Below are 24,594 nucleotides of genomic sequence, written 5' to 3' on the forward strand. Positions count from 1 at the left end.
CCGAGAAGCACACACGAGAGACAAAGGAACCGAACATGAGCACACCTTCCGCGGCGCTGCCCGGCGCCATCGCCCAGCCCGACCGGGTCGACGCCACCTACAGCAAGATCTCCTGGCGCTTGCTGCCCTTCCTCGGCGCGCTCTGGGTGCTGGCGTGGCTGGACCGCGTCAACATCGGCTTCGCCAAGCTGCAGATGCTGGACGATCTGCGCTTCAGCGAGGCGGTCTACGGCCTGGGCGCCGGCATCTTCTTCCTGGGCTACTTCTTCTTCGAGGTGCCCTCGAACATGCTGCTGCAGAAGATCGGCGCGAAGAAGACGGTGATGCGCATCACCATCGGCTGGGGCCTGATCTGCATGCTGCAGGCCTGGGTCACGACGCCGACGCAGTTCTACATCCTGCGCTTCCTGCTCGGCGCCTTCGAGGCCGGCTTCTATCCCGGCGTGATCCTCTACCTGACCTACTGGTATCCGTCGCAGCGGCGGGCCAAGGCCTTCGGCACCTTCATGTCGGCCTCGGCCATCGCGGGCGTGCTGGGCGGGCCGCTGGCGGGCTGGATCATGAGCTCGATGGGCGGCGTGCAGGGCTGGGCCGGATGGCAGTGGCTGTTCGTGCTGGAGGGCATCCCGTCGGTGATCGCGGGCGTCGTCGCCCTCTTCTACATGACCGACCGGCCCGAGCAGGCGCACTGGCTCAGCACCGATGAGAAGCGCATCGTGCGCGACGAGCTCGAGCGCGACCACCGCGCCCAAGGCGAGCGCGGCAGCGACTGGCGCACGCTCTTCACCAACCCCAAGGTGTGGCTGCTGATCGGCATCTTCTTCTGCCTGCTGTGTGCGAACTCGACGCTCACCTTCTGGATCCCGACCGTGATCAAGGAGACCGGCTTCACCACGCCGATGGCGGTGGGCTGGATCGCCGGCGCGGTCTACATCTTCGGTGCGGCGGGGATGATCCTCAACGGCCGCCACTCCGACCGCCACGGCGAGGTGCGCTGGCACTTCAGCGGCGCGGCACTCTGCGGCGCGACCGGCATGGCCCTGCTGGCCATCACGCTGGCAATGCCCGGCCTGCCGCCCGTGGTGCCGCTGCTCGCGATGGGACTGGCCCTGGTGGGCACCATGAGCGCAATCCCGGTGTTCTGGCAGCTGCCGAACATGTACCTGGCCGGCGGCGCGGCGGCGGTGGGCGTGGCGCTGATCAACTCGATCTCCAACCTCGCAGGCTTCGGCGCGCCCTACCTGATGGGCCTGATCAAGAACGCGACCGGCAAGGTGGGCCCGGGCCTGTACCTGGTCGCAGCGATCGAGTTGCTCGCCGCGGTCCTCGTCATCGCGTTCATCGCTCGCAAATCTCAACGCAAGGAGATCTGAATGAAAGCCATCCAGCAACCCGCGCGCCGGCGCTTCGCGCTCTCCGGCCTGGCCCTCGGCGCCACGGTGCTCGCCGCACGCGGCGCGCAGGCCGCCGATGGGCCCGCCGCACCGGCCCGCGCCAGCGGTCCCATCGTGCTGCACGGCGTGAGCCCGCGCCTCACGGTCCATGCCCTGGACACCTTCCACGGCACGGCGGCCGCCGGCCTGCGCATCGACTTCTCGGCCTTCGACGGCGAAGACTACGCGCTGCTGCGCTCCGTCACCCTCAACGCCAACGGGCGTTCGGACGAGCCGCTGCTGATCGGCGACAGCTACCGCCCCGGCCGCTACCAGTTGCTGCTGCACGTGGGCGACTACTTCGCGGCGCGCAAGGCCGCGCTGCCCTCGCCCGCCTTCCTCACCAAGCTGCCGGTGCGCTTCCAGGTCGCGAATGCCGGCGAGCGCATCCACCTGCCGATCCAGTTCGGGCCCTGGGCCTACACCTATTCCCGCGGCAGCTGAACCGCACGCAAATCCACGACAAGGAGCCCCTCTCATGGCAGGCATCACCACCCATGTACTCGACGTCCGCACGGGCCGCCCGATCGGCGGCATGCAGGTCGATCTCTTCGATCTCGCGACCACGCCGCCGACGCGCCTGCACGCGACGCGCACCAATCCCGACGGCCGCACCGACGTGCCGATGCTGTCCGCACAGGCCGCCCGCACGGGCCGTTTCGAGCTGCGCTTCTACGTCAACGCGCACTTCAAGGCACCGGACGCGCTGGCCGAAGAGGTGCCGGTGCAGTTCAGCGTGTTCGACGCGGCCCAGCACTACCACATCCCCCTGCTCTGCTCGCCGTGGTTCTTCTCCACGTACCGCGGCAGCTGAACACCCTGACCCTCACGAAGAACCCAGCGAATGACCCAAGACCAAGACACCGAGAAGTACCTGCTCGAATCGATCCGCCTGGCCATGGACAACGTGCGCGAGCGCAAGACCTGGCCCTTCGGCGCGGTGCTGGTGCGCAACGGCCAGGTGCTGGCACGCGCCGTCAACGAGGTCGAGGCGCTGTGCGACCCCTCGGCCCATGCCGAGATGCAGGCGGTGCGCGCCGCCAGCCGCGCGCAGAACAGCACCGATTTGAGCGGCAGCACCGTCTACGCCAGCGGCTACCCCTGCCCCATGTGCCTCACCGCCATGTACCTCGCGGGGGTGAAGTCGGTCTACTACGCCTACTCGAACGAGGACGGCGCGCCCTACGACCTGTCCGCCGAGCGCGGCTACGTGGAGATCGCCCGGCCTGTCGAACAGCGCGAGATGAAGCTCGCCGGCCTGCGGGTGCGGCCCGAGGGCCAGGACCTGTACGAAGCCTGGCGCGAGGTGCAAGGCTAGGGCGCGTCGCCTAGAACCGCGCTATGCGCCTTGTTCCGCCTGCGGCACAGCGCTAATCTGGGACCGGGGACGGGCGTTCCCGTCCCGGGAGAGCGCCATGTATGAACGCATACTCGTCGCCACCGATGGTTCCGAGCTCTCGGAACTGGCCGTGACCGCTTCGATCGACCTGGCTCTGCTGATGAACGCGGAGCTGGTCGCCGTCAAGGTGGTCCACCACTACCCCACCGGCTACTTCGAAGGCTCCCTGCTCCTGAGCCAGATGGAAGTCCAGCGCATGCAGGAGCAGGCCGACGCCGAAGCGCAGCGCGTGGTCGACGCCGTGAAGGCCAAGGCCGATGGCCGGGGCGTCAAGAGCACGCGCGCCGTGGTCATGAAGTCGGAGCTGGTCTCCGAGGCCATCATCGAAGCCGCCCGCGTCCACAAGAGCGACCTCATCGTGATGGCCTCGCACGGCCGCCGCGGCATCTCGCGTCTGTTGATGGGCAGCGAGACGCTGCATGTGCTGACGCACTCGCACACGCCGGTGCTGGTGCTGCGCTGACGGTCCGGTGGGCTACGGCTTCACGGCGTCCCGCCGCCGGTCGCTGCGCTTGTGCTCGAGGTAGGTCGCTAGATCGATCTCGTGCAATTGCGCCGGGTATCGCTCGGCCTCCTGGAACCAGCGATGCATGCGCTTCTCGGCGCGCTCCGTCGGCGGGATGTCGAGCCCGGCCAGGTAAGCATCGAGGGTGAGGAAGTAGCGCATGGCGTTGCGCTCCATCAGGCCGCGCAGGCCGCGGATGTAGTCGGGCTCGCCGTTCGGCGTCTTGCCGATGACGGTGAACCCCACCTTGTGGCTGCCGAAGGTCGCGAGGTACGCCATGGTGGCCAGCCGCGCGATCATGTTGTGGTCGTAGGCGTAGCCGAAATGCACGAAGGTCTGGCGCTCGCCCAGCGGCACGGCCTCGAGCGTCACGCGGTAGTTGCTGGTGCCCATCGGCCCGCTCTCGGCCGACAGCTTGACCGCCAGGTAGTCCTTGCCGTCGCTCGCGGTCCGGTGGACAAAGGGGAGCTCGAAGGCCTGGTCCACCGGCTTGTCGTAGCGCTGCACCACGCTGAGCGTGAGGGTCTCGCCCCCGGGCTGCCGGCTCACGCGGCAACGGCGGTTGTTGATGTGCAGCAGCAGCATCTCGCACCACTGCGTGCCGTCGGCGAGCGCGGCGCGCACCTGCTCCAGCGGATGGTCGACCACCGCATAGACGTCGCCCTGGAGGCCGCCGTCCGTCTCGGCAGACTCCAGGTGGATCGGCCGACGCAGCGGACTGCGGGCGAGCTGGCCGGCCAGCTTCTGGTGCTGCTCGCGCAGAGCCGGGGCCGAGCCGGCATCGGGCGGGGCCGCCTCGCCGACGAGTGCGCAGGTGGCGAGGAGCAGCCCCAGACCCGTGCGGGACGCGAGTTGCAGGAAAGAGGCTGGGTGCCGGTTCATCCACAACACCATACAACCACCGGGCCAACGGCGCCTGAACGAGCCTGTCGCGCCAGCAGCGCCATCGCCGGGCCGAGCAGCGCGGCGTCGGCCGGTGGTGCGCTGCCTAGCGGCTTGGCGACCCGCCCGGCGCGCCGGCGTGCTCAGCGACCCTTGCGCGCCGGCTTGGCACGGCCGGTCCCGGTCTCGCGCGGCGGCAGCCCGGTGTGCTGCGTGAGGATGCGGCCCTGGACCGGCTGCACCGGCTTCAAGACCACGGGCGTCGAGTTCTTGCGCCGCGCGCTCTGGTAGCTGCCGTCGGTCAGCGGCTGGTAGGTCGGGATGAGGTGGTGCTTGCCGTTGCCGATCAGGTCGGCGCGGCCCATCTTCTTCAGGGCCTCGCGCAGGAGCGGCCAGTTGTTGGCGTCGTGGTAGCGCAGGAAGGCCTTGTGCAGGCGGCGGCGCTTGTCGCCGCGCACGATGTCCACCGTCTCGCTCTCGCGTGTGATCTTGCGAAGCGGGTTCTTGTTGGTGTGGTACATCGCCGTGGCCGTGGCCATGGGCGAGGGATAGAAGGTCTGCACCTGGTCCGCGCGGAAGCCGTTGCGCTTGAGCCAGAGCGCGAGATTCATCATGTCCTCGTCGCTGGTGCCCGGATGGGCGGCGATGAAATACGGGATGAGGTACTGCTTCTTGCCCGCTTCGGCGCTGAACTTCTCGAACATCTGCTTGAAGCGGTCGTAGCTGCCGATGCCGGGCTTCATCATCTTCGTGAGCGGACCCTGCTCGGTGTGCTCCGGCGCGATCTTCAGGTAGCCGCCCACGTGGTGCTGCACCAGTTCCTTCACGTACTCGGGCGACTGCACCGCCAGGTCGTAACGCAGGCCGGAGCCGATCAGGATCTTCTTGATGCCCTTGAGCGCACGCGCACGCCGGTAGATCTTGATCAGCGGATCGTGGCTGGTGTTGAGGTTCGGGCAGATGCCCGGGTACACGCAGCTGGGCTTGCGGCAGGCGGCCTCGATCTCGGGCGACTTGCAGCCGATGCGGTACATGTTGGCGGTGGGTCCGCCGAGGTCGGAGATGGTGCCGGTGAAGCCCTTGACGCTGTCGCGGATGGCCTCGACCTCCTTGATGATCGAGTCCTCCGAGCGGCTCTGGATGATGCGCCCTTCGTGCTCGGTGATGGAGCAGAAGGTGCAGCCACCGAAGCAGCCGCGCATGATGTTCACGCTGAAGCGGATCATCTCCCAGGCGGGGATCTTGGTGGCGCCGTCGTGGCTGCCGTGCTCGTCCGCGTAGCGCGGATGCGGGCTGCGCGCGTAGGGCAGGTCGAACACGTGGTCCATCTCGGCCGTGGTCAGCGGGATGGGCGGCGGGTTGATCCAGACGTCCCGCGCGGTCGCTCCCTCGCCGTGGGCCTGCACCAGGGCGCGGGCGTTGCCGGGGTTGGTCTCGAGATGCAGCACGCGGTTGGCGTGGGCGTAAAGCACCGGGTCGGCGCGCACCTGCTCGTAGGAAGGCAGGCGGATCACCGAGCGATCGCGCGGCGGTGGTCGGACCCTGCCTTCCGGATTTACCCCCTCTCCCGCTTGCAGGAGAGGGTTGGGGTGAGGGTTCCCCGCTTTCCTGAGGCTCGGGTTGGGGATGAAGTGGAGCGGCTTCGCCGCGCCCTCACCCCGGCCCTCTCCCGCAAGCGGGAGAGGGAGCGAAGACCGGGCCTCGGCGGCGGCAGCCACGGCCTGCGCCTCCTCTTCCTTCGCGCAGGTCGCCCCATTCGCCTTCGCCTGCTCCGACACCATCAGGTACGGATTCACATGCGCCTCGACCCGCCCCGGCAGGTCCACGCTGGTGGAGTCGATCTCGAACCAGCCCTGCGGCGTCTCGCGCCGCACGAAGGCCGTGCCGCGCACGTCGGTGATCTGGTGTACCGGCTCGCGGGCGGCCAGGCGGTGCGCGATCTCGACGATGGCGCGCTCGGCATTGCCGTAGAGCAGCAGGTCGCACTTGGCGTCCACCACGATCGAGCGGCGCACCTTGTCCTGCCAGTAGTCGTAGTGCGCGATGCGGCGCAGCGACCCCTCGATACCGCCGAGCACGATCGGCACGTCGTTCCAGGCTTCCTTGCAGCGCTGCGAATACACGATGGCCGCGCGGTCGGGCCGCCGGCCGCCGACATCGCCAGGCGTGTAGGCGTCGTCGCTGCGGATCTTCCGGTCCGCCGTGTAGCGGTTGATCATCGAATCCATGTTGCCGGCGGTCACGCCGAAGAACAGGTTCGGCTTGCCCAGCGCCTTGAAGGGATCGGCGCTGTGCCAGTCCGGCTGCGCGATGATGCCCACCCGGAAGCCCTGCGCCTCCAGCATGCGGCCGATGACCGCCATGCCGAAGCTCGGGTGGTCGACGTAGGCGTCGCCGGTGACGATCACGATGTCGCAGCTGTCCCAGCCCAGGGCCTCCATCTCCGCGCGCGAGGTGGGCAGGAACCGGGCCGTGCCGAAGCGGGCCGCCCAGTACTTGCGGTAGCTGGTCAGCGGCTTGGCGGCGCGCGCGAAAAAGGAGACGTCGACGGGGGCGTTCATGTGGGAGGTGGCGGCAGGCAGGCCGCGGTGGCCCGGTTTCGGGCAACCCGCGATTTTACGGGTTTAGACACCCGGCCGTCGCCTCCAAAGGCCATGCCGCCCGAGCGGTGAGACTTTCAATTGATTGCCTCAGTCAACCAATCAATTGACAATGGCAAGCATGTCCGCCGAATCCATCACCGTGTCCGACGTCGCCGCAGTCAAGGCCGTGCGCCAGTTCAACCGCTTCTACACCCGCCGCATCGGGGCCCTCGACCCGTACCTGGGCAGCGACATGTCCCTGACCGACGTGCGGGTGCTTTACGAGCTGGCGCACCGCGAGCAGGCGGTGGCCAGCGAGATCGCGAAGGACCTGGGCCTGGACGGCGGGTACCTCAGCCGCATCCTGCGCCGCTTCGAGGGCGCGGGCTGGCTCGTGCGCGAGACGCACCCACGCGATGCGCGACAGAGCCTGCTGCGCCTGACCGAGGCGGGACATGCCGCCTTCGCGCCGCTGCAGCAGAAGTCGCGCGACGAGGCGAGCGCCCTGCTCGCCCCGCTCTCGGCGTCGCAACAGCGCCGGCTGATCGATGCGATGCACACGGTGCAGGCGCTGATCGAGCCCGAGGCCTACGCGCCGGCCAGGCCGGGCACCGCGGTCCTGCGCGACCCGCAGCCGGGCGACATCGGCTGGGTGGTGCAGCAGCACGGCGAGATCTACGCCCGCGAGTACGGCTGGAACAGCGAGTTCGAGGCCCTGGTGGCCGAGATTGCCGGCGAGTTCCTGCGCAAATTCCAGCCCGAGTGGGAGCACTGCTGGATGGCCGAGCTCAACGGCGAGCGCGTGGGGGCCGTGTTCCTGGTGCGTAAGTCGCCCACGGTGGCGCAGCTGCGCCTCTTGATCCTGGCGCCGCAAGCGCGGGGCCTGGGGCTGGGCGCGCGGCTCACGGACGAATGCATCGCCTTCGCCCGCCGCAAGGGCTACAAGAAGATGATGCTGTGGACCAACAGCTGCCTGCTGGCCGCGCGCGGCATCTATGCGGCGCGCGGCTTCGAGCTGGTGAAGTCCGAGCCCTACGAAGGTTTCGGCCAGCAGCTGGTGGGCGAGACTTGGGAGCTCAAGCTCTGAGACCTATTGCATGAACCAGCCATGGCTCACCACCAGCGACTGCCCGGTGAGCGCATTGGTCGGGAAGGCCGCGAACAGCAGCGCCACGCGCGCCACGTCGTCGGTGGTGGTGAACTCGCCGTCCACCGTCTCCTTGAGCATCACGTTCTTGATCACCTGCTCCTCGGAGATGCCCAGGGTCTTGGCCTGCTCCGGGATCTGCTTCTCGACCAGCGGCGTGCGCACGAAGCCCGGGCAGATGACGTTGGCGCGCACGCCGTGCTTCGCGCCCTCCTTCGCCACCGTCTTGGCCAGCCCGATCAGGCCATGCTTGGCCGTGACGTAGGGCGCTTTCAGCAGCGAGGCTTCCTTGGAGTGCACCGAGCCCATGTAGATCACGCTGCCGCCGCGGCCCTGCGCGTACATGTGCTTGAGGCAGGCCTTGGTGGTGAGGAAGGCGCCGTCGAGGTGGATGGCCAGCATCTTCTTCCAGTCGGCGAAGCTGAACTCCTCGACCGGGTACACGATCTGGATGCCGGCATTGCTGATGAGGATGTCGATGCCGCCGAAGGCGCGGGCGGCCTCCTCGACGGCCGCGTCGACCTGCTCTTCGCTGGTGACGTCGACGCCGACGCCGATGGCCTGCGCACCACCTTCCTTCAGCTCGGCGGCGGTGGCGTCAGCCGCCTGCTTGTTGAGGTCGGCGATGACGATCTTGGCGCCTTCCTGTGCGAACAGGAGGGCGATTTCCTTGCCGATGCCGCTGGCCGAACCGGTGATGAAGGCGACCTTGTCCTTGAGTTGCATGGGATGTCCTTTGGATGAGGGGTGGGAGGATGATGGCGCGTGCAAGCTGCGTGCCGGTGACGGAGCGTGGCTCGGGAATCTTGGGCCAGGCTGACCACCGTCGGCCTCAGAGGCCTCTCATTGCGGCGCCGACTGGACGGCCGGCACCCGCATCGGGTGTCGAACGCGCGGCTTGTGGGCCTCGGTGAGATCGAAGGTGGTGACACCGTTGACCTGCGCGGCGGCGCGCAGCAGCTCCGGATGCTCCAGCGTGTTGCGGATGTCGCGCAGCCCCGCGTCCCAATGCTCGTCGACCGAGGTGCGCGAGAACTCGTAGTCCTTGGAGTCGAGCTCGTAGGGCTTGTCGCGGTAGATCAGGTGCACGATCTCGACCGGCTGGTGCGTGAGCTGCGCACACACCGCGGCCACGCTGGCATCGTTGCGCAGCGAGGCCGGCAGCTTGGCGATCAGGTCGGCCACCGCCTGCTGCAGGTTCATGTTGGAGGCCAGCGCGTCGGTGTTCATGCGGGTGCGGCTGGAGTAGGTGATGTCCTTCTGCCGCTCCAGGGTCTCGGCCAGCGTGCGCGGCATGCTGCCGCGGGCGCTGAACAGGTCCACCTGCAGCACCAGCAGCGACTCGGTGCGCGGATGGGTGTCGAGCACGTACTGCAGGGGCGTGTTGGAGACGATGCCGCCGTCCCAGTAGTCCTCGCCGTCGATGTGCACCGGCGCGAAGCCGGGCGGCAGCGCGCCGCTGGCCATGATGTGCTCGGGACCGATGCGCTGCTTCGTGTTGTCGAAGTAGACCGAGTTGCCGCTGCGCACGTTGACCGCGCCCACGCTGAAGCGGATGTCGCAGTGGTTGATGCGGTCGAAGTCCACCAGACGCTCGAGCGTGGACTTCAGCGGCGCGGTGTCGTAGTAGCTCAGCACCGGCGCCGCGCCGCCGAGCAGCAGCGCGGGGTTGCGCCGCGGCGTGAAGAAGCCCGGCACGCCGAACAGCGCGGCCGTGTTCGCACTCCATTGGTTGAACAGTGTGCGGTCGCCCCAGCCGGGCGGCAGCCGCTGCGCGGGGCCCGAGGACACGAGGTCCCAGAACTCGCGCAGGCGCGCCACGCGCATGTCGGGCGGGTTGCCGGCGATCAGGGCGGCGTTGATCGCGCCGATCGACACGCCGGCCACCCAGTCGAGCGCCTTGTGCTTCTCGTACACGCCGGCATAAACGCCCGCCTGGTAGGCGCCCAGGGCGCCGCCGCCTTGCAGCACCAGGGCCTTCCTGGCGGCCGTGATGTCGACGCGCGGGGTGGAGGGGCGAGAGGTGGAACCGTTGAGCTTTTTTCTTGGAGAGGTGGTGCGCATGGATCGATTGGACACCATGCACCCACCCCGAAGTTCCAGGCCGAAGCCTTACATCTTGGGCAGCAACTGTCCCCGGATCTCGCCATTCGGATTGGCCGCGGTGTGGATGTTGGCGTACCAGCGCCCGGCCATCAGGTCGGCCGCCTGTGTGGTGGTCAGCGTGGCCTGGCCCTCGATCGGGCTCGCGGGGTTGGCGAAGGGAAGCACCACGCCCGCGTTGGCGCCGGCGGCCGCGGGGCCGTGGAAGTGGGCCGCCGTGGCCGGGCCGCTCAGGCCGGTGTAGACGATCTTGTACTTGAGGACATTGGTGTCCTTGTTGAGCCAGGCCTCGGCCAGGCCGCTGCCGCGCGTCATGTTGGGCGGCACCTGGCTGGCTGCGTTCATGCTGCCGCTGAAACTTGCCGTGTTGGACCTCGACATCATGCCGCAGCCCGCGAGGGCGGCGGTCGCCACGCCGGTCACGAGGGCGGCGCGCAAGAGGGTGGCAGTTCGGTTCATGAGCGGATCTCCATAGTTGCAAGAGCGAACAGCATAGACAGCACGGGACGCCCCGCGTGTCGGCCACGAGCCCGTTTTTCGGGGGGCGTTGCGATGGCATCATCCGGCGCATGACGACTGCTCCCCTGCCCTCCCCCCACGAGGTCGCCGCCTTCTGGCGCGACGCCGGTCCCGCCCGCTGGTTCGCCAAGGACGAGGCCTTCGATGCCGAGTTCAAGTCGCGCTTCGAGGCTGCGCATCACGCTGCCGCGAGCGGCATGCTCGATGCCTGGGCCAACGAGGCCGACGGCGCATTGGCGCTGCTGGTGCTGCTGGACCAGTTCCCGCGCAATGCCTGGCGCGGCAGCGCCCACATGTTCGCCACCGACGGCAAGGCGCGCGCCATCGCGCGCGCTGCCGTCGCGGCCGGCCTCGACCAGCAGGTGGAGGGCACGCTGCGCCCCTTCTTCTACCTGCCCTTCATGCACTCGGAGTCGCTGGCCGACCAGGAGCGCTCGGTCGAGCTCAATGCCGCGCTCGATGCCAACACGCAGCGTTTTGCGGTCCTGCATCGCGACATCGTCGCGCGCTTCGGGCGCTTCCCGCATCGCAACCCGATGCTCGGGCGTGAGACCACGCCGGAGGAACAGGCCTTCCTGGACCAGGGCGGCTTCGCGGGGTAGCGCCGGTTCACACAGCCGCCTTGCGCTCAGGCTCAAAGAGTGATGACGCAGGGGCGCGGAGGCGTGCGGTATGCCCTGGGACCGGCCGTTGAGGCACCGCCGAGCAGCGCAGGCGGCAGGCGGATCAGGGCTCGCGACTGTTTGAGCCGAAGGCGAGTTTGAGCGAGACCCCGCCTGACGCGAGCAGCGCAGGAAAGCTCCGAAGGGGCCGCCGCAGCGGGGTCGACCGGCCCGCACCGCATGCCGGGCGTGCATCCAACGACCGGCCTCTCGCTCTTCCGCTGTAGTGTGAACAGGCCTTGGCTAACGCGTCGGCGAAGTCGGTGCCCCCGGCCGCTCGACATGCCGCAGCGACCCATACTTGTGCGCATACACCCACGTGAACTCCGCCCCCAGCAGGAAGATCTGCGCCGAGTAGTAGACCCACACCAGCACCACCACCAGCGAGCCCGCGGCGCCGTAGCCCGAGGCCACGCTGCTCTTGCCGATGTAGAGGCCGATCAGGTGCTTGCCGACGGCGAACAGCAGCGCCGTGACCGCCGCGCCCACCCACACATCGCGCCACTGCACGCGCACCCGCGGCATGATCTTGTAGATCATCGCGAAGCCCACGGTGACCATGACGAAGCTGAAGAGGAAGTTGACGCCCTGCGCCAGCGCGGCCCAGCCGCCGAAGACCGGCGCCCACCACTTGCTCAGCGCCGCCAGCGCGGCACTCGCCACCAGCGACACCATCAGCAGGAAGCCGAGGCCCATGATCATGCTGAAGGACAGCAGCCGCACGCGCAGCAGCTTCAGCCAGCTCTTGCCTTCGTCGCGCGCCGGCGCGCGCCAGATGCGGTCCAGCGCGTCCTGCAGCTCGCCGAACACGGTGGTCGCGCCGACCACCAGCAGCGCGATGCCGATCACGGTCGCGACAATGCCCTCCTTCGGCTTGTTGACGGCCTCCAGCATGCCCTGCACCGCGCGCGCGCCCTGCTCGCCCATCAGCCCCGAGAGCTGGATCATGATCTCGCCGCGCGCGGCCTCCTGGCCGAAGACCAGGCCCGCGACGGAGATCACGATCAACAGCAGGGGCGCCACCGAGAACACGGTGTAGTAGGCCAGTGCGGCGCCCATGCTCGGGGCGTAGTCGGCCTTCCAGGACAGGACGGCCTGCTTGCAGAGATCGAAGAGTGCGCGCGGCTGCATGCCCGCGAGTGTCGCAGCATGGGCGCGGCCGCGCGTCGGCGCCAGCCCCGAGCAGCGGCCGGACCGCGCTGCGAACATAATCGCGGGCGATGCATCCGGCCTCTCCCCTCGCGGCGCCCTCCGAGCGCCCGCAACCCCGCTCCGTCCGCGACCTGTTCTTTTCCTTCACCTGGCTGGCGCTGCAGGGTTTCGGCGGCGTGCTCGCCATCGTGCAGCGCGAGATGGTCGAGAAAAAGCGCTGGCTGACGGCCGACGAGTTCCTCGAGGACTGGGCCGTGGCCCAGGTGCTGCCGGGGCCGAACGTGATCAACCTCGCCCTGATGATCGGCGACCGCCACTTCGGCCTGCGCGGCGCGATCGCCGCCGTGGCCGGCATGCTGACCGTGCCGTTGGGCGTGATCCTGGTGCTGGCGCTGCTCTACGCGCACTTCGCCGGCAACCCGCAGGTCGCCGGCGCGCTGCGCGGCATGGGCGCGGTGGCCGGCGGGCTGATCGCGGCGACCGGCATCAAGCTGGTCCCGGCGCTGCGCCGGCATCCACTGGGCTTCGGCGTCTGCCTGGGTATCGTGGCGCTCGTCTTCAGCGCCATCGCCTTCGCGCGCATTCCGCTGGGCTGGGTGCTGCTGGTCGTCGGCGGCGTTGCCTGCGTGTGGACCTGGAAGAGGCTGCAAGCATGAGCATCGCCGGGCCGCCCCAAGATGCGAAAGCCCCCTCGGGGGGCAGCGAGGACACGCCAGTGCCGAGCGTGGGGGCCTTATGACCATCGCGATGCACTGGCACGACTGGCTGGCGCTCTTCGCCCAGTACCTGATGCTCTCGATGCTGTCGATCAGCGGCGCCATCACCACGGTGCCCGACATGCACCGCTACCTGGTCGACCAGAACGGCTGGCTGACCGACGCACAATTCAGCTCCTCGGTCGCGATCGCCCAGGCCGCGCCGGGCCCCAACGTGCTCTTCGTCGCGCTGATGGGATGGAACGTCGGCATCAACGCGGGCGGCGGCATCGGCGCCGGGCCGCAGGCCTGGGCGCTGGGCCTGTTCGGGCTGACCGTCACCATGGTCGGCATCATGCTGCCGAGCACCACCCTGACCTATTTCGCGACACGCTGGGGCCACCGCAACCGCGAGCGGCGCGAGGTGCGCGCCTTCAAGCAGGGCATGGCGCCGGTGGTCGTGGGCCTGCTGATCGCCACCGGCTGGGTGCTGGCCGCCGGTAACCATGCCGGCAACGCGCCTGCCTGGCACCTGTGGCTGCTGACCGGCGTGGCGGCGCTTATCGTCTGGCGCACCCGCCTTCACCTGCTGTGGCTGCTGGGTGCCGGCGCCCTGCTGGGCGCCTTCGGCTTCGTCTGAAATTTCCCGGGAAGACATTCATGCAACTCCGCCCCCTCGGCCGTTCCGGCCTTCAAGTGTCGCCGCTGGCCTTCGGCGGCAACGTCTTCGGCTGGACCGTCGACGAGAAGCTCTCGTTCCGTCTGCTCGACGCCTGGCTCGACGCCGGCTTCAACTTCGTCGACACCGCCGACGTCTACTCCAGCTGGGTGCCGGGTCACAGCGGGGGTGAATCGGAAACCATCATCGGCAAGTGGCTGCGGCAGGGCGGCAAACGCAACCGCGTGGTGCTCGCGACCAAGGTCGGCAAGCCGATGGGCAACAACAAGAAGGGCCTGTCGCCGGCCTACATCCGCCAGGCCGTGGACGCCTCGCTCAAGCGCCTGCAGACCGACCACATCGACCTGTACCAGTCGCACGACGACGACGCCGACACGCCGCTGGCCGATACGCTGGGCGCCTTCGCCGAGCTGATCCAGGCCGGCAAGGTGCGCGCCATCGGTGCCTCGAACTACAGCGCGCCGCGGCTGGCCGAGGCGCTGGACGTGGCCGAGCGCCAGGGCCTGCCGCGCTACGAGAGCCTGCAGCCGCTCTACAACCTCTACGACCGCGCTGTGTTCGAGGAGGCGCTGGAGCCGCTGTGCCTCGAGCGCGGCGTGGGCGTGATCAACTTCTACGCGCTGGCCGCCGGCTTCCTGACCGGCAAGTACCGCAGCGAGGCCGACGCCGCCAAGAGCGCGCGCGGCGCCAGCACGACGAAGAAGTACCTCAACCCGCGCGGCCTGCGCATCCTGGCCGCGCTCGACGAGGTCGCGAAGACACGGGGTGCGACGCCGGGCCAGGTGGCCCTCGCCTGGCAGATCGCCCGCCCCGCCATCACCGCGCCGATCGCCAGCGCCACCTCGGCCGGGCAGCTCGACGAGCTGGTGGCCGCGACCCGGCTCCCGCTCGATGCAGAGGCCATCGCCCAGCTCGACGAGGCGAGCGCCGAGGGCGCACAGCAACGGTAGGTGCCGGCCGACACGCCTTGGCGGCCGCCGCCCCATGGAACGCGCGGCATGGCATGAAGAGACTGGTTCGATCCTCACGTCGGAGAGAAAACCATGTCTTTCGCGCTCTACATGATCGGCTTCCTCCTCTTCCTCGCCGGCCTGGCCTGGGGGGCCTCGGTCATCGGCATTCCGACGCTCTACATCGGCATCGGCGCCCTGATCCTGCTGGGCATCGGCATCTTCAGCGCCGTCGGGCGCACGCGCAGCAAGGATCCTTCATAGCGCGCAGCCGCTGCGCTTCAGGCATCCCAGGGATGCACGTGCCCTCTTGAAATTTTCGATACCCGGTCCTAATTCCTCCCACGGAAGCGCCGGAGGCGTCTCCGACGCTCCGTCTGGTCCAACCGTATGGAGGTTTTCGCCATGTATCGATCCTTGTTCCCGCGCGATCTGTTCGCCGAGATGGATCGCCTGCAACGCGAAATGCAGCAGGCCTTCGATCTGTCTCCAAGCATCCGGGGTCTCGGCCGCGGCGGTTTTCCCGCCCTGAACGTCGGGGGCACGCCGCAGACGGTCGAGGTCTACGCCTTCGCCCCTGGCCTCGATCCAGCCACGATCGACGTCCAGCTCGACCGCGGCCTGCTGACCGTGGCCGGCGAGCGCGCCTCGAAGCTGCCGTCACAGGAGGACTCGAAGTCCGCCGTCCACATCAACGAGCGCTTCGCAGGCAGCTTTCGCCGCATGCTGACGCTGCCCGACGACGCCGACCCGGATGCGATCGCGGCCGACTACCGCGACGGCATCCTGCACATCACGGTCCAGCGGCGCGCGTCGGCCCAGCCCCGCCGCATCACGATCCAATGAAAGGAGCAGCGACATGAACGACGTTGACACGGTCCGCTCGACTTCTCCCTCCACCGTTGCCCGCAAGGACAGGGCGGGCTACGGCGAGGCGGCGCTGACGCCGCCCGTCGACGTGGTGGAGGATGGCACCGGCATCACGCTGTATGCCGACCTTCCCGGCGTTTCGAAGGACCAGCTTCACCTCCAGGTGGAGTCCGACACGCTCACCATCGATGCCGACTCGAACCTGCAGGTGCCCGAGGGGCTGCAGTCGAGTCACACGGAGGTCGGCCTCGCGCACTTCCATCGCGTCTTCACCTTGAGCAAGGAGCTCGACACCGAGAAGGTCTCGGCCGAGCTGGCACAGGGCGTGCTGACATTGCGCATCCCGAAGGTGGCGCAGGCACAGCCGCGGCGCATCAACGTCGAGGTGGGCTGAAGCCAGCTTGACCCTCCGGCCGGCGCGGTCGGCCCGGAGGGTGTCTCCACGCGAAAGCGTACGCTTTCGCGTGGGTTCGATGCAGCCTCTGAAGACCTGAACCGAGGAAGAAGCGATGAACGATGACGGCGAAGTCAGGCGCTTCGTCTACGAGGCGTGGGAGATCCGTGTGTGCCTCGATGGGGCGGCCATCGAAGGGCAGGCCTCGGGCCACGCGGACCTGTGGCGCGATGGCGAGCACAAGTGCCGAGTCGCCCTGACCGGGCGATTCCAGGATTCCGAGAGCGCTTGCGATGCGCTGGAGCGCAAGGCAAAGGCCTGGGTCGACGACTGGGAGGCGCGCGATCACTCGGGCGAGACCGGCTTCGCCAAGTTGACTTAGGCCGCGCTGCGCTGCCGCATCGCCTCGTAAAGGCACACCCCGCTTGCGACCGAAACATTGAGGCTCTCGACCGCACCCGCCATCGGAATGCGCACCAATTCGTCGCAGGTCTTGCGCGTCAATTGGCGCATGCCCTCGCCCTCGGCCCCCAGCACCAGCGCGAGAGGCCGCCGCAGGTCGCTCTGGTAGAGCGTGCCGGGTGCATCGTCGCTGGTGCCCACGCACCAGATGTTGCGCTCCTTCAGCTCGTTGAGCGTGCGCGCAAGGTTGGTCACCATGAAGTAGGGCACCGTCTCGGCGGCCCCACTCGCGACCTTGGCGACAGTCGCATTGATGCCCGCGGCATGGTCCTTGGGCGCGACCACCGCGTGCGCGCCGGCGCCATCGGCCACGCGCAGGCAGGCACCGAGGTTGTGCGGGTCGGTGACGCCGTCGAGCACCAGCAGCAGCGGCACCGTGCCGGCGGCCTCGAGGCCTTCGAGCAGTTCGTCGAGCGAGTGGGTCTGCGCGATCGGCTGCACCCGCGCGGCCACGCCCTGGTGGCCGTGGCTGCCGGCGAGCTTGGAAAGGCGCAGGCCGTCGGCCTCGATCAGGCGCACGCCGGCCTCCTGCGCGCGGGTGACGAACTGGCGCATGCGGGCATCGCGCCGGCTGGCGTCGAAGAGCACCTCGATCACCGATTGGGGCGCGGTCTTGATGCGCACGCCCACGGCATGGAAGCCGAAGATCACTTTGGGGGAAGACATGGCGGGATTATCGAGCCCGCTTCGCAGGTCCCCAGGTCAGACGCCTTGGTCGTCGAAGCCCACGCGCCCGGCCTCGATGGTGATGCGGCGCTCGCACTGCGCGGCGATGCCGCGGTCGTGCGTCACCAGCACGAGGGTGGTGCCGAGCTCTCGGTTGAGGTCGAACATCAGTCGCATCACCTGCTCGCCGGTGGCGAAGTCCAGGCTGCCCGTGGGCTCGTCGGCCAGCAGCAGCGCGGGCTGGACCACGAAGGCGCGGGCCAGCGCCACCCGCTGCTGCTCGCCGCCGGACAGCACCTTGGGATAGTGGTTCAGGCGCTGGCCGAGGCCGACGCGGCCCAGCATCTCGGTCGCGGCCTTGCGCGCGTCGCGGCGGTCGGCCAGCTCGAGCGGGAGCATCACGTTCTCGAGCGCGCTCAGGTTGCCCAGCAACTGGAAGCTCTGGAACACGAAGCCGACCTTGCGCGCCCTGAGCGCGGCGCGCTCGTCCTCGTCGATGGCGAAGAGGTCCTCGCCAGCCAGCTTGACGGTGCCGCGGGTGGGTGTGTCCAGCCCGGCGACGATCGACAGCAGCGTGCTCTTGCCCGAGCCGGAGGCCCCGACGATGGCGGCGGTCTCGCGCTCGCCCAGCGTGAAGTCGATGTCCTGCAGAATGTCCAGCGTGCCGGCGGAGTCGGTGACCGACTTGAAGACATGTTCGACGGCGACAATGGCGGCGGGTGGGATCGAGGACATTGAAAAGGGTTTTGCGCGTGGTGAATCGACGTCACTTTATCTTGGCCGGCGCACTGGCCGGTTCCTCCGGGTATTGGACCGCGGCCCAGGCCGCCGCCGGCAAGCCGGTGATCCTGGTCGTCGGCGACTCGCTGTCCGCCGAGTACGGCCTCAAGCGCGGCGAGGGCTGGGTGCCGCTGCTGGAGAAGCGCCTGGCCGAGCAGAAGATCGCAGCCACGGTGATCAATGCCAGCATCAGCGGCGACACGACGGCGGGCGGCCGCGCGCGACTGGCGGGCCTGCTGTCGCAGCACAAGCCGACGCACGTGGTGCTCGAACTGGGCGGCAACGACGCCCTGCGCGGGCTCTCGCTCGCGGGCACCGAGGACAACCTCATGCAGATGACCAAGGCCGCCCAGGCGGCCGGCGCGCAGGTGCTGATCGTCGGCATCCAGGTGCCGCCCAACTACGGCAGCGACTACACGCGGCGCTTCGAGGCCTTGTTCGGCAAGGTGGCCGGCGCCACCAAGGCGGCGCTGGTGCCCTTCCTGCTCAAGGGCGTGGCGGACAGTCCCGAGGCAGCGGCGCTGTTCCAGGCCGACCGCATCCACCCGACCGCCGCCGCCCAGGCGCGCATGCTGGACAACGTGTGGCCGGCGCTGCGGAAGCTGCTTCCGGCCAAATGAGCGGCTGAGCGAAAGGCGCAAAAAAAGCCGCTGCAGGCCTCGCCCGCGGCGGCTTTCTTCTTGCACTGATCGGTGTAGCGAGCCGATTGGCAGCGGCTCAGCCGTCCTTGGTTGGCAGCTCCGGCACGGTGGGCGGATCGCGTTCCAGCGAGGCGACATCGGTTTCAGGGTCGCCTGGCGCGAGGCCTTCGCTGCTGGGGCTCAGCTTGCGAGCGGCTTTTTCTCGTGCCTTCTCTTCCTTTTTCTTCTTCTTGGCCAACTCCTTCTGACGTTTCTCGTAGCCGTAGTTCGGTGTTGCCACGTTCACTCCTTCCTGAAAGGCAGTCCCGGTGACTGCGCGTGCCTCACTGTACGCGATAACCGGGCCGGTTCAGAGCGCGGCGAGGGCTTGTTCGAGGTCGGCGCGCAGGTCCTCCGCGTCCTCCAGGCCGATCGAGAAACGCACCAGCGTGCCCTTGTGCGGCCAGTGCGAGACGCCTGGGTCGCGCATCAGGCCGATGTCGTAGGGCACGACCAGGCTGATCGGCCCGCCCCAGGAATAGCCGAGCCGGAACAGCTTCAGGCTGTCGCAGAAGCGGTCGACCTGCGCCGCGCTGTAGCGGGCGTCGAACACCACGGAGAAGAGGCCGGCCGCCAGGTCGGTGGCGCCGCACAGCCGCAGCCAGTTCGCGTGGCCCGGCGAGCCTTCCAGCGCCGGATGCAGCACCTGCGCGATCTCGGCCCGATCGGCCAGCCAGAGGGCCAGCTCCCGGGCGCTGCGGTCGTGCGCCTCGTAGCGCAGCGCAATGCTGGGCAGCGAGCGCAGCAGCGCTTCCACGTCGCCGACCCCGCTGCCGAAGCCGATGCGCATGTGGCTGAGCTTGAGGGCGCGGTGCAGCCGCTCGTCGCGCGTGATGACGCTGCCCATCAGCACGTCGCCGCCGCCGCTCGGATACTTGGTGAGCGCCTGGACCGAGATGTCGACGCCCTGCCCGCTGCCGTTGAAATCGAAGGGGGCGAAGGCGAGGCCGGCGCCCCAGGTGTTGTCCAGCGCCGTGAGCACGCCGCGCGCGCGGCAGGCCGCCACCAGCGCGGGCAGGTCCGGGAACTCCATCGTGACCGAGCCGGCCGCTTCCAGCCACACCAGCTTCGTGCGCTCCGAGAGCTTGGCCGCAAGATCGGCCGGGTTCATGGGGTCGTAGAGCCGGTGCGTGATGCCGAAGTTGGCCAGCTCGCCGTTGCACAGCGCCTTGTTGGGGCCATAGGCGTTGTCGGGGAGCAGCACCTCGTCGCCGGTCTTGAGGAAAGCGAAGGCCACCAGCGCGATCGCCGCCAGGCCGCTGGGCGCCAGCAGGCATTCGGTGCCGCCTTCCAGCGTCGCCAGGCGCTCCTCGAGGGTGAAGGTGGTGGGCGTGCCGTGCAGGCCGTAGGTGTAGCCGGCCTTGGTCTTCCAGTCGCGCGCGCGCATGGCGGCGACGTCGGCGAAGAACACGGTGGAGGCCTTGTAGACGCCCGGCTGGGGTGCGGCGAAGTTGGCGGGGGGCTTGTACGGGTGGTGGATCAGGTCGGTGATGGGCTTGGGCATGCCGCCATGCTAGTCGACGTGCCGGAGCGTGCGCCCGACAATGGTTGCATGCTGCTGACGCGTTCACCCGGTCCCCGGCTGCGGCCCTACGTCCGCTCCCTGTGGGTGTCGGCGCCTGGCCGCAGCGCCGGCAGCCTCGCCACGCCGCCGCGCGAGCATGTGCTGCCGACCGGCGACATGCATCTGGTGCTGCGCCTCTGCGGCCCGCCACTGCGGCTGTTCGCCGGGGCGGCGGATACGGCGGGCTACACCGTGGGTTGGGCGATCGTCGGCGGCGCTCGCTCGGCCTTCTATGCGCGCGACGTCTCGGTCGCGACCGGCTCGGTGGGCGCGCAACTGCGGCCCGGCGCAGCACGGGCGCTTTTCGGCCTGCCGGCCGGCGAGCTGGCCGAAAGCCACACGCCGCTGGAAGCGCTTTGGGGCCACCGCGCCGCGCAGGAGGCGCTCGAGCGGGTGGACGCGGCCGGCGGCCCGGAGGCCCGGCTCGCCGTCTTCGAGACCCTGCTGGCCGAGCGCCTCGCGCCGCAGCCCCAGGCCATGCATCCGGCGGTGGCCCGGGCCCTGGCCGGGCTGGGCGGCGGCCTGCCGATCCGCGTGCTGGTGCAGGCCAGCGGCTACAGCCACCGGCGCTTCATCACGCTGTTCCGCGACGCGGCGGGCCTCGCGCCCAAGCAGCTGCAGCGGGTGCAACGGCTGCAGCGCGTGATGACGGCCGAACCCGCCGCGCGCGCCCTGCCCTGGGTGGAACTCGCGCTGGAGGCCGGCTACAGCGACCAGCCGCATTTCAACCGCGATTTCATGGAGATCGCGGGCATGACGCCGCAGGCCTACCGCCGCGCTGCGCCGGCCTCGCCGAACCATGTGCCGGCCGGGTTCAATTTCGTCCAAGACGGTGGGGCCGGGCCTTCGCAGAATCGCGGCCAGACCCATGCTTCCAAAGGAGTCCTCGATGGCAATCCATGATTTGTTTGCCTACCTTTGCGTCAACGACACTGCCAAGGCGATCGCCTGGTACGGCGAGGTGTTCGGCGCAACCGAGAAATTCAGGCTGACCGAGCCCAGCGGGCGCATCGGCCACGCGGAGCTCGACTTCGGCAGCACCACGCTGATGCTGTGCGACGAGTTTCCCGAGTACGGCATTCGCGGCCCCCTCAGCACCGGAGCGACCTCGGTCACGATCCACCTGCACGTGGACGATGCCGATGCGATCGTCGAGCGCGCGGTGACGGCCGGCGCCACGCTCGAGATCGCGGTGCAGGACCAGTTCTACGGCGAGCGCTCGGGGTCTTTTCGCGATCCCTTCGGTCACCGCTGGAACATCGGCCACAGCATCGAGCAGCTGTCGACCGAGGAGATGCAGCGGCGCTACACCGAGATGATGAATCCGAAGTGAGGCTCCGGCCGCCTCAGCTTTTCAGACCGACCACTTCTCGATCAGCTTGTCGGCGCCCATCGAGTCGTAGCCCTCGAAGGGCTGGTGGATCCAGGGGTTGGTGGCCAGGTACTCGACCGAGTAGTCAGGCGTGAAGGTCGAGATCGCCTTGGTCCAGATCACGGCGCTGCGCAGCTCGGTGATCGGCTGGTAGTTGCTCTTGAGCATCTCCACCACCGCGTGCAGCGTGTGGCCGGAGTCGGCCAGGTCGTCGACCAGCAGCACCCGGCCCGCGATCTCGCCCTTGGGCGTGGTGATGTAGCGGGCGATGTCCAGGTGCCCCTGGATCGTGCCGGCATCGGCGCGGTAGGAGCTGGTGGACATGATGGCCAGCGGCTTGTCGAAGATGCGCGACAGCACATCGCCCGGCCGCATGCCGCCGCGGGCGAGGCACAGGATGGTGTCGAACTGCCAGCCCGACTGATGCACCTTGATCGCGAGCTTTTCGATCAGGTTGTGGTACTCGTCATAGCTCACGTACAGGTGTTTGCCGTCTTCGGTCAGCATGGGAAGCCTTCTCCTCGGGGGTGGTCGTTCATCAGTCAATCGGCCAGGTAGGGGTGCCGCATCATGATCGTGTGATCGCGGTCCGGGCTGGTCGACACCATGTGGATCGGCACGCCCGTGACCTGCTCGATGCGCTGCAGGTAGAGCCGAGCGTTGACTGGCAGCTTGTCGTACTGGGTGATGCCGACGGTGCTCTCGCTCCAGCCCTCCAGGGTCTCGTAGACCGGCTTGCAGCGGGCGATCTCGTCGGCGCCCAGCGGCAGGATGTCGGTGTACTCGCCGTCGAGCTCGTAGCCGGTGCACAGCAGCAGCTCCTTCAGGCCATCGAGCACGTCGAGCTTGGTGATGCACAGGCCGGAGAGGCCGTTGACCTGCGCCGAGCGCTTGAGGAGCGCGGCGTCGAACCAGCCGCAGCGGCGGCTGCGGCCGGTGGTCACGCCCTTCTCGGCGCCCACCGTGCTCAGGTGCCAGCCGACGGTGCCGGGCTTGTCCCATTCGAGCTCGGTCGGGAAGGGCCCGCCGCCGACGCGCGTGCAATAGGCCTTGGTGATGCCCAGGATGTAGTGAAGCATGCCCGGCCCCACGCCCGCGCCGGCCGCGGCGTTGCCGGCCACGCAGTTGCTGGAAGTCACGTAGGGATAGGTGCCGTGGTCGACGTCCAGCAGCGTGCCTTGCGCGCCCTCGAACAACAGGTTGGCGCCTGCACGATGAGCATCGTTCAGCTCGCGCGAGACGTCGGCCATCATGGGCTTGAGCAGTTCCGCGTGGCGCATCGCCTCGTCGTAGACCGCATCGAACTCGATCGCCGGCGCGCTCAGCACCTGGGTGAGCACATGGTTGTGCAGCTCGAGCAGCACGCGCAGCTTGGCGGCGAAGCGTTCCGGGTGCTTGAGATCCTGCACGCGCAGCGCGCGACGCGCGATCTTGTCCTCGTAGGCCGGGCCGATGCCGCGGCCGGTGGTGCCGATCTTCTCGATGCCGCCCTTCTCGCGGTAGGTCTCGCGCGCGATGTCCAGCGCGGCGTGGAAAGGCAGGATCAGCGGGCAGGCCTCGCTGATGCGCAGGCGCGAACGGACCTCGACGCCGGCCTTCTCCAGCCCCTCGATCTCCTCGAAGAGCTTGGCCGCCGACAGCACCACGCCGTTGCCGATGTAGCACTTGACGCCGGGCCGCATGATGCCGCTGGGGATCAGGTGCAGCGCCGTCTTCACGCCGTTGATGACCAGCGTGTGGCCCGCGTTGTGGCCGCCCTGGAAGCGCACCACGCCCTGCGCGCTCTCGGTCAGCCAGTCGACCAGTTTGCCCTTGCCCTCGTCGCCCCATTGGGTGCCGACGACGACCACGTTTCGTCCGGTGGTAACGCTCATGATGTTTCGCTTTTGAAGATTCAGATGGCTTGGACTTTCCACTGCCCGCCTTGCTCGATCAGCTCGCGGTCGCAGTGGAATTCGTCGATCTCGCTCTCGTGGCCGGGCAGCGCGCAGACCACGGTCTCGCCCTGGCTGCGCAGCGCGGCGATGGTCTGGGCCAGCCCCTGAGCGTCGCTCCAGGGCGCGCGGATCGCGGCGCGCAGGGGCCGCGCCGGCAGCACGCCCACCAGCTCGCGCACGTCGAGGCTGAAGCCCACGGCCGGGCGGTTGCGGCCGAAGACCGCGCCCACCTCGTCGTAGCGGCCGCCGCGCACCAGCGCGTCGCTGGCGCCTTCCGTGTAGATGCCGAAGCGCATGCCGCTGTAATAGGCATAGCCGCGCAGGTCGGCCAGGTCGAAGCTGACGCGGGCGCCGTCGAGGCGCTGGGCCAACTGCTTCAGATCGGCAAGCGCCTGGCGCATGCCGGCCGTATCGGGCAGGGCCTTGGCCGCCTCGTCGAGCACCGCGGCGTCGCCATAGAGATGCAGCAGCGCGAGCAGACCCTCGCGCGCCGCGGCGGGAAAGTCCGCCGTGATCTCGCGCAGGCCGCTGGGGTCCTTGGCGGCCAGGGCCGCATGCACGCGCGCGATGCTCGCCGCATCGACCGGCACGCCGGCAAACAGCGCACGCACGATGCGCGCATCGGCCAGGTCGACGATGACGGGGTGGCGTATCCCAGCCGCGCGCAGGCAGTCGAGTGCGAGGCGCAGCACTTCGGTGTCGGCCTCCAGGCCGGCATGGCCGTAGATCTCGGCACCGAACTGCAGCGGCTCGCGGGTCGCGTGCGGGCGGTCGGGCCGGGTGTGCAGCACGGGGCCGCAATAGCAGAGGCGCGCGACGCCGCGGCGGTTGAGGAGGTGGGCGTCGATGCGCGCGACCTGAGGCGTGGTGTCGGCGCGCAGGCCCATGCTGCGCCCGGAGAGCTGGTCCACCAGCTTGAAGGTCTGCAGATCCAGCGCCTCGCCGGTGCCGGACAGGAGGGACTCCAGATGCTCGAGCAGCGGAGGCATCACCAGCTCGTAGCCGTAGCCACGGGCGGTGTCGAGCAGCTGGCGTCGAAGTTCTTCGATGTGACGCGCCTCGGAGGGCAGCACATCGGCAATGTGATCCGGGAGGACCCAGGCGGACATGGGGATCGGGGGCGTGGTTAAACCCGGATTCTACCGGGCCATCGCGGCCCGC

30 protein-coding genes are annotated in these 24,594 nt (G+C 68.9%); 17 read left to right on the plus strand and 13 right to left on the minus strand.

Features of this window, described 5'->3' with window-relative positions; genetic code table 11:
* Positions 1–35: 35 nt before the first annotated feature.
* The 5 genes from AC3A6X_RS00560 to AC3A6X_RS00580 all read left to right on the plus strand — a co-directional run bounded on the left by AC3A6X_RS00560 (position 36) and on the right by AC3A6X_RS00580 (position 3,295).
* Positions 36–1,373 carry an MFS transporter gene (locus AC3A6X_RS00560; protein ID WP_487840347.1) on the plus strand — a complete coding sequence of 446 codons (1,338 nt, stop codon included), beginning with the start codon at positions 36–38 and terminating at the stop codon, positions 1,371–1,373.
* Positions 1,374–1,877 (plus strand): hydroxyisourate hydrolase, encoded by a 504-nt coding sequence (locus AC3A6X_RS00565; RefSeq protein ID WP_487840348.1) that lies wholly within the window; start codon positions 1,374–1,376, stop codon positions 1,875–1,877.
* A gap of 34 nt (positions 1,878–1,911) precedes the next feature.
* On the plus strand, positions 1,912–2,247 hold the full coding sequence (gene uraH / locus AC3A6X_RS00570; RefSeq protein WP_487840349.1) for a hydroxyisourate hydrolase: 336 nt from the start codon (positions 1,912–1,914) through the stop codon (positions 2,245–2,247).
* 30 nt (positions 2,248–2,277) lie between these two features.
* Positions 2,278–2,751 (plus strand): nucleoside deaminase, encoded by a 474-nt coding sequence (locus AC3A6X_RS00575; protein ID WP_487840350.1) that lies wholly within the window; start codon positions 2,278–2,280, stop codon positions 2,749–2,751.
* Between the two features lie 97 nt (positions 2,752–2,848).
* A complete protein-coding gene (locus AC3A6X_RS00580) occupies positions 2,849–3,295 on the plus strand; it encodes a universal stress protein (protein ID WP_487840351.1) in 447 nt (148 codons plus the stop codon).
* 12 nt (positions 3,296–3,307) lie between these two features.
* Here the strand turns inward: AC3A6X_RS00580 and AC3A6X_RS00585 are convergent, their stop codons facing one another.
* Both AC3A6X_RS00585 and AC3A6X_RS00590 read right to left on the minus strand, forming a co-directional pair.
* The gene (locus tag AC3A6X_RS00585) at positions 3,308–4,219 is read right to left on the minus strand and encodes a hypothetical protein (RefSeq protein WP_487840352.1); all 912 of its coding nucleotides are present in this window, start codon (positions 4,217–4,219) and stop codon (positions 3,308–3,310) included.
* Positions 4,220–4,362: 143 nt separating this feature from the next.
* The gene (locus tag AC3A6X_RS00590) at positions 4,363–6,780 is read right to left on the minus strand and encodes a YgiQ family radical SAM protein (protein WP_487840353.1); all 2,418 of its coding nucleotides are present in this window, start codon (positions 6,778–6,780) and stop codon (positions 4,363–4,365) included.
* A 160-nt stretch (positions 6,781–6,940) separates the two neighbouring features.
* Between AC3A6X_RS00590 and AC3A6X_RS00595 the strand changes: the two genes are divergently transcribed.
* Entirely contained in the window at positions 6,941–7,888 is a 948-nt protein-coding gene (locus tag AC3A6X_RS00595; RefSeq protein WP_487840354.1) for a bifunctional helix-turn-helix transcriptional regulator/GNAT family N-acetyltransferase, read from the plus strand.
* A 3-nt stretch (positions 7,889–7,891) separates the two neighbouring features.
* Here AC3A6X_RS00595 and AC3A6X_RS00600 read toward each other — a convergent pair whose 3' ends face one another.
* The 3 genes from AC3A6X_RS00600 to AC3A6X_RS00610 form a co-directional block, all read right to left on the minus strand.
* Positions 7,892–8,674: a 3-hydroxybutyrate dehydrogenase gene (locus AC3A6X_RS00600; RefSeq protein ID WP_487840355.1), complete on the minus strand. Its 783-nt coding sequence runs from the start codon at positions 8,672–8,674 to the stop codon at positions 7,892–7,894.
* Between the two features lie 117 nt (positions 8,675–8,791).
* The gene (locus tag AC3A6X_RS00605; protein WP_487840356.1) at positions 8,792–10,012 is read right to left on the minus strand and encodes a patatin-like phospholipase family protein; all 1,221 of its coding nucleotides are present in this window, start codon (positions 10,010–10,012) and stop codon (positions 8,792–8,794) included.
* 48 nt (positions 10,013–10,060) lie between these two features.
* On the minus strand, positions 10,061–10,510 hold the full coding sequence (locus AC3A6X_RS00610) for a CHRD domain-containing protein (RefSeq protein ID WP_487840357.1): 450 nt from the start codon (positions 10,508–10,510) through the stop codon (positions 10,061–10,063).
* Between the two features lie 110 nt (positions 10,511–10,620).
* Here AC3A6X_RS00610 and AC3A6X_RS00615 point away from each other — a divergent pair, with 110 nt between their 5' ends.
* Positions 10,621–11,172 (plus strand): DUF924 family protein, encoded by a 552-nt coding sequence (locus AC3A6X_RS00615; RefSeq protein ID WP_487840358.1) that lies wholly within the window; start codon positions 10,621–10,623, stop codon positions 11,170–11,172.
* A gap of 303 nt (positions 11,173–11,475) precedes the next feature.
* Here AC3A6X_RS00615 and AC3A6X_RS00620 read toward each other — a convergent pair whose 3' ends face one another.
* Positions 11,476–12,363, minus strand: a complete 888-nt coding sequence (locus AC3A6X_RS00620) for a YihY/virulence factor BrkB family protein (RefSeq protein WP_487841067.1) — start codon at positions 12,361–12,363, stop codon at positions 11,476–11,478.
* An 89-nt stretch (positions 12,364–12,452) separates the two neighbouring features.
* On the opposite strand from AC3A6X_RS00620, the gene AC3A6X_RS00625 reads away from it, so the two are divergent.
* From AC3A6X_RS00625 to AC3A6X_RS00655, 7 genes are all read left to right on the plus strand, one after another.
* Positions 12,453–13,040 carry a chromate transporter gene (locus AC3A6X_RS00625; RefSeq protein WP_487840359.1) on the plus strand — a complete coding sequence of 196 codons (588 nt, stop codon included), beginning with the start codon at positions 12,453–12,455 and terminating at the stop codon, positions 13,038–13,040.
* Positions 13,041–13,119: 79 nt separating this feature from the next.
* Positions 13,120–13,719 carry a chromate transporter gene (locus AC3A6X_RS00630; protein ID WP_106558236.1) on the plus strand — a complete coding sequence of 200 codons (600 nt, stop codon included), beginning with the start codon at positions 13,120–13,122 and terminating at the stop codon, positions 13,717–13,719.
* Positions 13,720–13,739: 20 nt separating this feature from the next.
* Complete coding sequence (locus tag AC3A6X_RS00635; RefSeq protein ID WP_487840360.1) at positions 13,740–14,708, plus strand: aldo/keto reductase; 969 nt, start codon at positions 13,740–13,742, stop codon at positions 14,706–14,708.
* Positions 14,709–14,801: 93 nt separating this feature from the next.
* A complete protein-coding gene (locus tag AC3A6X_RS00640; protein ID WP_181360598.1) occupies positions 14,802–14,972 on the plus strand; it encodes a hypothetical protein in 171 nt (56 codons plus the stop codon).
* Between the two features lie 141 nt (positions 14,973–15,113).
* Positions 15,114–15,554, plus strand: a complete 441-nt coding sequence (locus AC3A6X_RS00645) for an Hsp20/alpha crystallin family protein (RefSeq protein WP_487840361.1) — start codon at positions 15,114–15,116, stop codon at positions 15,552–15,554.
* Positions 15,555–15,567: 13 nt separating this feature from the next.
* On the plus strand, positions 15,568–15,972 hold the full coding sequence (locus AC3A6X_RS00650; RefSeq protein WP_487840362.1) for an Hsp20/alpha crystallin family protein: 405 nt from the start codon (positions 15,568–15,570) through the stop codon (positions 15,970–15,972).
* Positions 15,973–16,087: 115 nt separating this feature from the next.
* Positions 16,088–16,354: a hypothetical protein gene (locus AC3A6X_RS00655; protein WP_487840363.1), complete on the plus strand. Its 267-nt coding sequence runs from the start codon at positions 16,088–16,090 to the stop codon at positions 16,352–16,354.
* Here the strand turns inward: AC3A6X_RS00655 and rlmB are convergent.
* The gene (rlmB, locus tag AC3A6X_RS00660) at positions 16,351–17,100 is read right to left on the minus strand and encodes a 23S rRNA (guanosine(2251)-2'-O)-methyltransferase RlmB (protein ID WP_487840364.1); all 750 of its coding nucleotides are present in this window, start codon (positions 17,098–17,100) and stop codon (positions 16,351–16,353) included. The two genes, AC3A6X_RS00655 and rlmB, sit on opposite strands and share 4 nt — an antisense overlap.
* 36 nt (positions 17,101–17,136) lie before the next feature.
* Positions 17,137–17,835 carry an ABC transporter ATP-binding protein gene (locus AC3A6X_RS00665; RefSeq protein ID WP_309960970.1) on the minus strand — a complete coding sequence of 233 codons (699 nt, stop codon included), beginning with the start codon at positions 17,833–17,835 and terminating at the stop codon, positions 17,137–17,139.
* Between the two features lie 20 nt (positions 17,836–17,855).
* Here AC3A6X_RS00665 and AC3A6X_RS00670 point away from each other — a divergent pair, with 20 nt between their 5' ends.
* Positions 17,856–18,500, plus strand: a complete 645-nt coding sequence (locus AC3A6X_RS00670; RefSeq protein ID WP_487840365.1) for an arylesterase — start codon at positions 17,856–17,858, stop codon at positions 18,498–18,500.
* Positions 18,501–18,597: 97 nt separating this feature from the next.
* Here the strand turns inward: AC3A6X_RS00670 and AC3A6X_RS00675 are convergent, their stop codons facing one another.
* A complete protein-coding gene (locus tag AC3A6X_RS00675) occupies positions 18,598–18,801 on the minus strand; it encodes a hypothetical protein (protein ID WP_106558249.1) in 204 nt (67 codons plus the stop codon).
* Between the two features lie 69 nt (positions 18,802–18,870).
* Entirely contained in the window at positions 18,871–20,064 is a 1,194-nt protein-coding gene (locus AC3A6X_RS00680; RefSeq protein WP_487840366.1) for a cystathionine beta-lyase, read from the minus strand.
* A gap of 48 nt (positions 20,065–20,112) precedes the next feature.
* Between AC3A6X_RS00680 and AC3A6X_RS00685 the strand changes: the two genes are divergently transcribed.
* A complete protein-coding gene (locus AC3A6X_RS00685) occupies positions 20,113–21,027 on the plus strand; it encodes a helix-turn-helix domain-containing protein (RefSeq protein WP_487840367.1) in 915 nt (304 codons plus the stop codon).
* Positions 21,014–21,457 (plus strand): VOC family protein, encoded by a 444-nt coding sequence (locus AC3A6X_RS00690; RefSeq protein ID WP_487840368.1) that lies wholly within the window; start codon positions 21,014–21,016, stop codon positions 21,455–21,457. Before AC3A6X_RS00685 ends, AC3A6X_RS00690 begins: the two co-directional genes overlap by 14 nt.
* Positions 21,458–21,478: 21 nt before the next feature.
* Here AC3A6X_RS00690 and AC3A6X_RS00695 read toward each other — a convergent pair whose 3' ends face one another.
* From AC3A6X_RS00695 to AC3A6X_RS00705, 3 genes are read right to left on the minus strand one after another with little or no spacing between them, the layout of a single operon-like run.
* Positions 21,479–22,003, minus strand: coding sequence for a phosphoribosyltransferase (locus AC3A6X_RS00695; protein ID WP_106558220.1), 525 nt, complete (start codon positions 22,001–22,003; stop codon positions 21,479–21,481).
* A 35-nt stretch (positions 22,004–22,038) separates the two neighbouring features.
* Positions 22,039–23,370, minus strand: a complete 1,332-nt coding sequence (locus AC3A6X_RS00700) for an adenylosuccinate synthase (protein ID WP_487840369.1) — start codon at positions 23,368–23,370, stop codon at positions 22,039–22,041.
* Between the two features lie 20 nt (positions 23,371–23,390).
* Positions 23,391–24,542, minus strand: a complete 1,152-nt coding sequence (locus AC3A6X_RS00705) for an ATP phosphoribosyltransferase regulatory subunit (protein WP_487840370.1) — start codon at positions 24,540–24,542, stop codon at positions 23,391–23,393.
* Positions 24,543–24,594 lie beyond the last annotated feature (52 nt).

Source organism: Variovorax sp. Soil_C_12, from assembly GCF_057657375.1.